Raw genomic sequence first — 8,947 nt, 5'->3', positions numbered from 1 at the left:
TCTACTTTCTTTCACACTAATACCTCCTGATTTTATTTTTGAAAACAAGCTTGTTTTTCTGTTTTCAATATAAAAAGAACGAAAACAGATTTCAATTAATCCAGACATATGACGCAGAAAAAGGGATATAAACCCAATTTAATGAGTTCTGGAAAGAGAATGGTTTTTTGTCCCGCTTTATCCGTTCTATATCCAATTCTGCTGAAAATGAAAATAAAACAGGGTATTTTAAAGCTATCAAAACCGTCGTACGAGAAAGGAGAAAGCAAAACATGGCTGAGGAAGCAGGCTCGAAGACGAAAACGTCACCGCCAGCAGAGGGTAAGGGAAAAAGAGGATACAGGGACAGCGATTTCATATCCCTGAATGATCTTGTATATGCGCCGCTTCATGCACTGGCAAAGTCGAATGAACAGTTGAAGACTCATGTGGTGGAAGCAATTAAGGGTATGGCGACCATCAGACAGAGCGGTCAGGAGGAAATTATCCATCTGGACTGTATTAATCTCGCCTATGATCAAATCAGGCCGGAAGCAGAAGAAGGATGCAGTGTGGACAAGCTTCAGCTTCAGGTACCGCTTATGTCAATTATTCCGGTTACAAATTTAAATGTGGAGAAAGCAGAAATTGGATTTTCCGCAGAAATCAGTGTTGTAAATGAAAATGAAGGAAAATGCAACATCAATGCCCGAATCTGCTCACCGGAACAGCGTGACAGTGATTTTCTGCCAAGAGTATCTTTTAAAATGCAGGTGGCTTCCATACCGGCTACGGAAGGAATTATGCGGCTGATTGATTTGCTAAGTGCAAACCAGGTAGCCAGACAGCTGGATAACACACCGGTTACCATTGATGGAGGCTTAGGTTCTGACACTCATAAGATGATGCGGCAGCAGGTTAACGAACGGAAGGCCAAGGTGAAGAAATTAAAGCTGCTGTATCAAAAGATAACAGATATGATTGCGGAACAGGAAAAGCTGCAGCAGGTAAGCAGGGCAGCATTTGATGAAAGTCCCTATGAGTTTGACCGGGATAAATTTCTTATGGCACAGTCCAATATTGCAAACCGCATTATGGAATACCAGGAACAGATTATGAGCAGCGAAATCAATTTTGGACTGGAAAATGATTACAAATAAAAAAAAACCACAGGAAGAAGCTAAGAACGCCAGAAGAGATCTGGAACAGTATTTCATGAATCTGCCGGAAGAATTAAATTTCCGTTTCATATTTGAAAACAATTGTTTTGATTTATCACAGAAAGAGATTTTGTGGGTGGAGTACATTGCAATTGGAGAGATAGCGGGACCTGTTCCAAGGAAACAGACAATTCTACAAAAACTTCTTTCATTACTGGAAAAATTGGTGAGGTGTATGACACATGGTTTTGATAAAGCATAGAAAAGATTCATAAACCAAAAGAAAGAAGGTATTTTTATGGCGATTGCAGAACAATTTGCAGGTCTGGAGATGGACAAATTAATCGGTGCCCCTCTTGCAGCTGCAGCAGATGCCAGTACATCACTGGCAAATTCTACGGCAGATTTTATCAACCGGGTAGGTTTTGATTCCACCGGAAAAGTACGGAATGTGGCTTTCATGTACCAGAAGCGCAGCGTGAATGAGGATGGTACCAGCAATCTGGATGAGATGAAGGTGGACGTGCCTATGCTGGCCATTGTTCCCATCCCCAATTTGCAGATCGACGAGGTGAATGTCCTGTTCGATATGGAAGTTAAGCAGAGTGAGAAAAAGGATACATCATTTGACATGGGAGCGTCATTGACCGGTTCTGCGCGTATTGGTTTTATCAAAATATCCGTTACCGGCAGCGTCAGTGCCCACAGTTCCAATACAAGAAGTTCAGATAATTCTGCGAAGTATCATGTAGATGTGCGCGCCACCAATCATGGCACTCCGGAAGGTCTTGCAAGAGTCCTTGATATGATGGCTGCAAATGTCGCTCCATCTCTGGTTGGAAGCTCTTTAAAGGATGGAAACGGACAGGATTTAAGCGAGAGTGCAAAAATCCGAGCAGAACGGTTAAAGGCTCTGCGCCACGATATTTCCCAGATTGAGACACGGCTTTCCGCTGCCAGGGATACGTTTGATGGCAATGTTGCCCGATTGAAGAAAGTTGCCATTTCTCAGCTAAATACATATCAGGCAGCCTTATCCAAGAAGTTAAGCGGTCTGGATGAAACAAATGAAGCAGACCAGGAAAAATCTGACGCTTACAGCCAGGTAATGAGCGAGATAAGTGCTCCCTGGAATAATCTCCAGAATCAGGCTGGTGATTTAATTAAAATGCTGGCGGACAGCGGAGAAACTTCAGACGGAACTACAGTATCTGAATTGTTTGGACTGAAAGAATTAAATGACGACAAGGCAGATAAATACCAGGAAACAGAGCTTTATTACAAGCAGCTGGCTGCTGTGCAAAAGGCGGCCGTCGAAGCTCAGGGCAATGTGAGCAGACTGGAGACAGAGCTGTTTGACAAAAAAGCAGAATACAGCGATGCCATTGCCGGAAAACAGCTGCCGGCGCAACAGCCTTAATTTAATCGTATCTCAAGACATATCAATAGGAGCTGAAGCATGAAGCAGGATGAAAAAACTGCTCTCACGGATATCCATTATGTAAAAATGGTTCCTGTCGGAAGTGTCAATCCTAATAATCCCCTTTCGGATCAATCCAGGGCAGCACAGATTGCGGTTCTTAACCGCTGTTTGAATGATTATCCGAAGGGAACGATTATTGGGAAGGATGTTACCATAGGACGTTATCTGGTGGGAGAGCACGAATTAACAATGGAAAAGGTAACCTATCATGTAGGATTCACGAGAAAACCATCGTGGGAAGAAAATCAGGAAAGCGGGCTTTGAATATGAAAATATATGAGAACAGAGAGAAAGAAAACCTGCTGCTTCAACTGGAAGGCAGACTTGATACCACAACTGCCCCTCAGTTTGAAGCAGTAATTGAGGAAAAGACGTCTGGTATTACCGGTTTACAGATTGACATGGAAAAGTTAGAATACATTTCTTCTGCCGGATTGCGTATTCTGCTTGGTGCAGCAAAAAAGATGAACAAACAGGGCAGTATGGTTGTCCGAAACGTAAACAGTGGAGTCATGGAAGTGTTTAAGATAACCGGCTTTACGGAAATCTTAAATATCCAGTAGGGGTCGTTATGGTAAAAGAAAGAAAAGTTAAATTAAAGAATAAAAACGGAGATACGCTTTTGGTGTTACTCAGAGAATACCGTAAAGGGGATGAGGAGGGAATGATTGCCTGTATCCGTGATGAATATGGAGAAACCTATTTCAAAAGAGACTTTTATGATCCGGAGTACATAAAAAGTGAGTCTGACAATCACCATATCAAATTTCTGGCTGCACAAACGGAAGATAAAGAAATCGCAGGAATGATGATTTTAAAACAGTTTTATCCGGAAGAGTCCATGTGTGAGATTGCTTCCCAGATATTTCGTAAAAAGTACCGCGGTTATGGACTTGCACTGCCTTTCTTCCAGTATGGGCTGGAACTGTTAAAAGCACGGAATTATTCAGCGGCTTACTGTCTTCCGGTAACATTTCACCACATTACACAGGTGCTCCTGTACCGGTCGGGGCTCCGGGCAGCCGGCTTCATACTGAATGTCTTTGATCTGGATAAAATAATCCATTCCTATAAGAATGGAAGGAACACCAAGCATTCACAGGCAATTCAGATCATGGCACTGGATAAACGGGATGCAGGAACGCTTTATCTGCCTGTTGAACATCAGAAATTTGCAGGAATGGTCTATGAGAGCCTTGGAGTGAATTACAGCTTTCATGAGGAGAAAATGATTTCTGAATGGGGGGAGTCTGACATGCCGGATTATAGTGACATGACTTTTTCCAATGATGCTGTCCAAAGTAATCTTGAAATCAGAGTACTTTTAGTTGGCAGAGATTTTAAAAAGCGTCTTTTAAACCTGCACAGGCAGTTTCCTTTGTGCAGGAAACAGACCGCCAGCCTGTTTTTAAACTGTAACGACTGCCATGCTGTGAAAGCATATGAAATATTAAAAAAAATGGGATATTTTTTTACAGGACTTAAGCCTTTATGCAGTGAAAAGGAGTATATGGTACTCCATAATCCGGGAAAAGTGCAGATCTATTTTGACGATTACATGGTCAGCAGTGAATTTGCGTCTTTGCTTTTGTATGTCAAATACTGCTATGAGCGGTCACAGAATATGGTTTTTGGTCTGGGAAAGGACGGATGAAACAGGAGATCAAATGAAAAAGAGAAAAAAGATCGGCAAAACCATAACCGGATTTTTGCTGTCTGCAGTATTTCTCACTATGTTTCTCCACGGCATTGTCAGTGTCTGGAGCCTGTTTTCCATGAAAAGGATTTCCATGGATACCAACCGGGAATTGGGAAAAAAGGCTGCAGAGGATGCACAGGATGCTCTGGAGAAAATAGCTGGAGAGCAGCTGCAGAATATTGCAAAAGAAAAAGCGGCATATATCGGGAAATCCTTTACGGAAGTGGCTGCCTATGTACATGGAATTGCTTCCATGGCAGAAGAGATTTATGAAAACCCTCAGAATTACCCGGACAGAATTGTTCTGCCGCCCCAGCCGGGATGCAGGGGATTATCCGCTCAGCTGCTGAAATCATGGAAGCAGAAGGAGGCCGCCTGGCAGAACCAGGAACTGTTAAAGCTTGGCAATATTCAGGATTTACTGATTCAGTATAATGCAAACAATGAGATGGTGTCATCTGCTTACGTCGCAACTGGGTCGGGCTGGCTGATTCAGGCGGATTCCATTGCCTATAGTAAATTCAACCATCAGGAAAAGGAACCGGTCTTTTATGAGGCGGAAACCAGACAGTGGTATCAGAGGGCACTCAAAGCGAAGCAGGGAGAGATTGTATATTCCGATGTTATTGCAGATGTGCATGGAGGGGGAGATTGTATCGTATGTGCACAACCCGTTTATCATAAGGGAAAAGTGGTGGCTGTAGCCGGAGCAGGTTCCTATCTGGATACTGTGTATCATGGAGTTTTAAAGACAGCGGTGGGAGAAAACGGTTATGCATTTCTGGTGAATAAAAATGGGCAGATTATGGTTTCTCCCCAAAAGGAAGGGGAAACTGCTGCGAAAAGCTATCTGAATTTACTGGAAAGCAAAAATAAACCACTGTCTGATATTTGCCGGAATATGACAGCAGGACAAGCTGGAATCGAAAGGGTGACAATTGATGGAAAAGATGTTTATCTTGCATATGCTCCATTAAAAGAACTGGGCTGGAGCTTTGCAACAGTTATAGATGTAGCAGAAGTGATTGCACCGGCACAGGAGAGCCATCGGGTGATTATAACGCTGGCGGATGCAGTGGGCGATAATCAGGATGCGGCAATTGGAAGAATGCTGGTATCTTTTTTATTAATTACGATATGCGCAGCAGTCATCATAAGCATTTTAGGAGCGGTATATGCAGACAGGATAACTGATCCAATCCGAAGGCTCACTGATGAGGTAAAGACCATTGGAAAAGGAGATTTAGAACACCGGATACAGATAAGAACGGGAGACGAGATTGAGGATCTTGGGGAAGCCTTTAATTCCATGACATCACAGATTAAAAATTATATTTCAAATCTTTCAGAGATTACTGCAGAGAAGGAGAGAATCAGGACAGAGCTTACTGTCGCCTCCAGACTGCAGGCAGATATGCTCCCATTGTCACAGGATGCGTTCCCTGGAAGGGCGGAATTTGAACTATGGGCTCAGATGACACCTGCAAGAGAGGTGGGCGGAGATTTTTACGATTTTTTTCTCACAGATGAAGATCATCTTGTTTTTATGGTGGCTGATGTATCTGGTAAAGGAGTACCGGCGGCATTGTTCATGGTGGTGGCAAAAACATTGATACGAAGCCGCATGAAGGTTGAACCGGACCCTGCAAAGGTATTTACAGATACCAATAAAAGTCTTTATGAGAATAACAGAGACGGTATGTTTGTAACAGCATGGCTGGGAATTCTTACTTTGTCAACAGGAGATCTGGTGTATGTCAATGCAGGGCACAATCCGCCGTTAATAAAGACGGGCGGAAGAGGAGAATTTTCCTGGTTAGACCAGCGGACCGGTTTTGTTCTTGCAGGCATGGATGGATTGACATATGACCAGGCAAAGCTGAAGTTAATACCTGGGGACCAGGTGTTTTTGTATACAGACGGAGTGACTGAGGCTCATGACACCGGAAATGAATTATATGGAGAAATACGGCTGAAAAGCAGACTGGAGAAATGGGGTGAATTTCCTCCAGGAGATCAGATTTCGGCAGTCTGGGAGGATGTGCAGGCATTTAAAGGGAAAGCAGAGCAGTTTGATGATATTACAATGCTTGCACTTTGTTACAAAGGAGACGGTTATCAGAAAAATCACGGATTAGCAGATCTCTCACGTATGGCGGAAATCGAGGATTTTGTAGAGAGTATTCTGAAAGAACAAGCGGTCCGGCAGGTGTCTTTTATTAAAATTATGATAGCTGTAGATGAAATTTTTTCTAATATTTGCCGTTATAGTAAAGCAAAGGAGGTAACCATTGCCTGTAAGGCTGCAGATGGAAAGATAAAACTTTTTTTTGAAGACGATGGAATCCCATTTAACCCTTTGGAAAAACCGGATCCTGATGTAACAGATGAATTGGAAAGGAAAAAAGCGGGCGGATACGGAATCTATATTGTGAAAAAAAGTATGGATTCCCTTGTGTATGAGTTTATAGCGGGGAAAAACCGTTTGCTTTTGATGAAGATCGCATAAGGTCATAAAGAGGGGTTTCATTCACTTGGGGAGAAAAGATGATTGAAGTGAAAAAGAAATTAGAAAGGCTGGCAAGGCATGTTGTTCAATCCCTTTATTTAGGTGATATAGAACATGTTTCAAAGTATTCCAGTGCGAATATGAGATGGATTACGGCGGATTATGAAAGAGTGAGTTTGTCATCAAAACAGGATTTTGATGAGTATATCAGATTTTTAGGAAAACAAAAGGTTTCTATTGTACATGTGGAATATTACACCATTTTAATCACACAGCAGGTTTCTTTGGTAATTGGAAGTTACTATGCAGTCGGGAAAGACAGAATTCTGCATAATATCACTCTTTTATTTGTGATGGAAGATAGCGGTATCAAAATTAAATATCTGCATCTTTCCCAGTGGTTACCTGAAAATTACTGTCACTGGATTAAAGGATTAGATGAAAGATTATATCATGTAAGAGAGAAGGACTTAATTTACCTGGAATCTAATCACAATCATGTATACTGGCACTGCAGGGACGGGGTGATTGAATCGGTAGGGTCATTAAAAAATGCAGAAACGATTCTGTCCCATAGTTTTGTCCGCATTCATAAAGGTTTTATCATACATAAAGATCATGTGATCCGGATAGGTAGGTGTTATGTGGAGATGGATAATGGAGATTCCATGCTGATACCGGAGAAAAAATTTATAGAGATCAGAAATCAGCTGGTAGCACAATAAAAGGAGGTTATTTCATGAATATGAAACAATGTTATCTGGACAGGCATCCCTGCTTTCATGCAGGCAAAAAAATAAAGGTGAAAGGATTGATGCTGCATAGCGTCGGGTGTCCGCAGCCATCAGCCGGCAGCTTTGTGGTGCAATGGAACAGTCCGTCTGCTGCAAGGGCCTGTGTACATGGATTTATTGACGGAAATACAGGAGAAGTATTTCAGACACTGCCCTGGGATTACAGAGCATGGCACTGCGGTGGTGAGGCGAATAATACCCATATCGGAGTTGAAATGTGCGAACCATCCTGCATCCGTTATACCGGCGGAGCTGCTTTTATCTGTTCCAATCCCGACGCTGCCAGGGAAGTAGTGAGCAGAACTTATCATGCAGCCGTAGAGTTATTCGCCTTTCTCTGTAAGCAGTATAATTTAAATCCACTACAGGATGGGATTATAATCAGTCATAAGGAAGGACATGACCGGGGTTTGGCCTCCGGTCACGGTGACCCGGAACATATCTGGAATCAGCTTAATACAGGGTTTACGATGGATACGTTTCGGGCAGAAGTAGAACATGCAATGAAGGAAGGGATATCAGTGGAGGAAGAAGTTCAGAAAGGAACCGAACAGCCCGCAGCCGATACGGGAACAGGTCTTGCAGAAATACGGCCCGGTGATCATGTAAAGATTATGAGTGAAGCAGTATACTATAATGACAAGACAATGCCGGACTGGGTAAAAACAGACACCTGGATTGTGGCATCAGTAAAAAATGACAGAGTTGTGATAGACAAAAATGAAAGCGGAAGTAAATCAATCTGCAGTCCGGTAAATGTGAAATACCTCATAAAGCAGGAAGCGGAAAAGGAAGAAAATCACAGGGAAGCGGTTCTTACGGCACCGTCAGTTAATAAATCCTTCTGTATATCTGACGCGGGAATTCAATTGATTGCAAAATATGAGGGCTGTCGTCTGGAGGCATACAAATGTCCGGCTGGAGTTTGGACAATTGGATATGGACATACAGAAGGTGTACAGTCCGGGCAGAGAATCACACAGCAGCAGGCAATCGGGATGCTGCAGACTGATGCTGAAAAATATGCTGATTATGTCAATGCTTATAAGAAGAATGGGATTATTTCCTTTTCATTGAATCAGAATCAATTTGACGCTTTGACCTCTTTTACCTATAACTGCGGTCCGGGCAATCTTAAGAATCTCGTCTCCGGAAGGAATGCCATGGAGGTTGCAGACAAATTTCCTGCTTATAATAAGGGCGGGGGAAAGGTGCTTGAAGGGCTTACCAGACGTAGAAATGAAGAAAGAGAATTATTTTTAAAGGTATGATAATTAGCAAGTTGTTATCACCAGTTCCCTGGGAGATAATGAATCTATAATA

General features: G+C 42.6%; 9 protein-coding genes. All 9 read left to right on the top strand.

The genetic code is table 11. The features are described 5' to 3' along the window. Positions 1 to 272 precede the first annotated feature (272 nt). From DS742_RS25350 to DS742_RS29285, 9 genes are read left to right on the top strand one after another with little or no spacing between them, the layout of a single operon-like run. Positions 273 to 1,139 (top strand): DUF2589 domain-containing protein, encoded by an 867-nt coding sequence (locus tag DS742_RS25350; protein ID WP_117419713.1) that lies wholly within the window; start codon positions 273 to 275, stop codon positions 1,137 to 1,139. Next, on the top strand, positions 1,126 to 1,401 hold the full coding sequence (locus DS742_RS25345) for a hypothetical protein (RefSeq protein WP_117419712.1): 276 nt from the start codon (positions 1,126 to 1,128) through the stop codon (positions 1,399 to 1,401). Before DS742_RS25350 ends, DS742_RS25345 begins: the two co-directional genes overlap by 14 nt. 36 nt (positions 1,402 to 1,437) lie before the next feature. Continuing rightward, the gene (locus DS742_RS25340) at positions 1,438 to 2,559 is read left to right on the top strand and encodes a DUF2589 domain-containing protein (RefSeq protein ID WP_117419711.1); all 1,122 of its coding nucleotides are present in this window, start codon (positions 1,438 to 1,440) and stop codon (positions 2,557 to 2,559) included. A 39-nt stretch (positions 2,560 to 2,598) separates the two neighbouring features. Next, entirely contained in the window at positions 2,599 to 2,886 is a 288-nt protein-coding gene (locus tag DS742_RS25335) for a hypothetical protein (protein WP_117419710.1), read from the top strand. A gap of 2 nt (positions 2,887 to 2,888) precedes the next feature. Next, complete coding sequence (locus tag DS742_RS25330) at positions 2,889 to 3,185, top strand: STAS domain-containing protein (RefSeq protein ID WP_117419709.1); 297 nt, start codon at positions 2,889 to 2,891, stop codon at positions 3,183 to 3,185. An 8-nt stretch (positions 3,186 to 3,193) separates the two neighbouring features. Further along, positions 3,194 to 4,276: a hypothetical protein gene (locus DS742_RS25325; protein ID WP_117419708.1), complete on the top strand. Its 1,083-nt coding sequence runs from the start codon at positions 3,194 to 3,196 to the stop codon at positions 4,274 to 4,276. 13 nt (positions 4,277 to 4,289) lie between these two features. Continuing rightward, complete coding sequence (locus DS742_RS25320; protein ID WP_170313591.1) at positions 4,290 to 6,830, top strand: SpoIIE family protein phosphatase; 2,541 nt, start codon at positions 4,290 to 4,292, stop codon at positions 6,828 to 6,830. 38 nt (positions 6,831 to 6,868) lie between these two features. Then, positions 6,869 to 7,555 (top strand): LytTR family DNA-binding domain-containing protein, encoded by a 687-nt coding sequence (locus DS742_RS25315; protein ID WP_117419706.1) that lies wholly within the window; start codon positions 6,869 to 6,871, stop codon positions 7,553 to 7,555. Between the two features lie 14 nt (positions 7,556 to 7,569). Beyond that, positions 7,570 to 8,895, top strand: a complete 1,326-nt coding sequence (locus tag DS742_RS29285; protein ID WP_205692807.1) for a glycoside hydrolase family protein — start codon at positions 7,570 to 7,572, stop codon at positions 8,893 to 8,895. Positions 8,896 to 8,947: the final 52 nt, after the last annotated feature.

This window comes from Lacrimispora amygdalina, from assembly GCF_003432035.1.
In the GTDB taxonomy this organism is placed as follows: domain Bacteria; phylum Bacillota; class Clostridia; order Lachnospirales; family Lachnospiraceae; genus Lacrimispora; species Lacrimispora amygdalina.
Note: the sequence above shows the minus strand (reverse complement) of the source record. Positions and strands in the feature narration are given on the sequence as shown.

Coding starts and splice junctions, on each gene's coding strand:
- DS742_RS25350 (WP_117419713.1), top strand. CDS start 273: ATGGCTGAGGAAGCAGGCTCGAAGACGAAAACGTCACCGCCAGCAGAG.
- DS742_RS25345 (WP_117419712.1), top strand. CDS start 1,126: ATGATTACAAATAAAAAAAAACCACAGGAAGAAGCTAAGAACGCCAGA.
- DS742_RS25340 (WP_117419711.1), top strand. CDS start 1,438: ATGGCGATTGCAGAACAATTTGCAGGTCTGGAGATGGACAAATTAATC.
- DS742_RS25335 (WP_117419710.1), top strand. CDS start 2,599: ATGAAGCAGGATGAAAAAACTGCTCTCACGGATATCCATTATGTAAAA.
- DS742_RS25330 (WP_117419709.1), top strand. CDS start 2,889: ATGAAAATATATGAGAACAGAGAGAAAGAAAACCTGCTGCTTCAACTG.
- DS742_RS25325 (WP_117419708.1), top strand. CDS start 3,194: ATGGTAAAAGAAAGAAAAGTTAAATTAAAGAATAAAAACGGAGATACG.
- DS742_RS25320 (WP_170313591.1), top strand. CDS start 4,290: ATGAAAAAGAGAAAAAAGATCGGCAAAACCATAACCGGATTTTTGCTG.
- DS742_RS25315 (WP_117419706.1), top strand. CDS start 6,869: ATGATTGAAGTGAAAAAGAAATTAGAAAGGCTGGCAAGGCATGTTGTT.
- DS742_RS29285 (WP_205692807.1), top strand. CDS start 7,570: ATGAATATGAAACAATGTTATCTGGACAGGCATCCCTGCTTTCATGCA.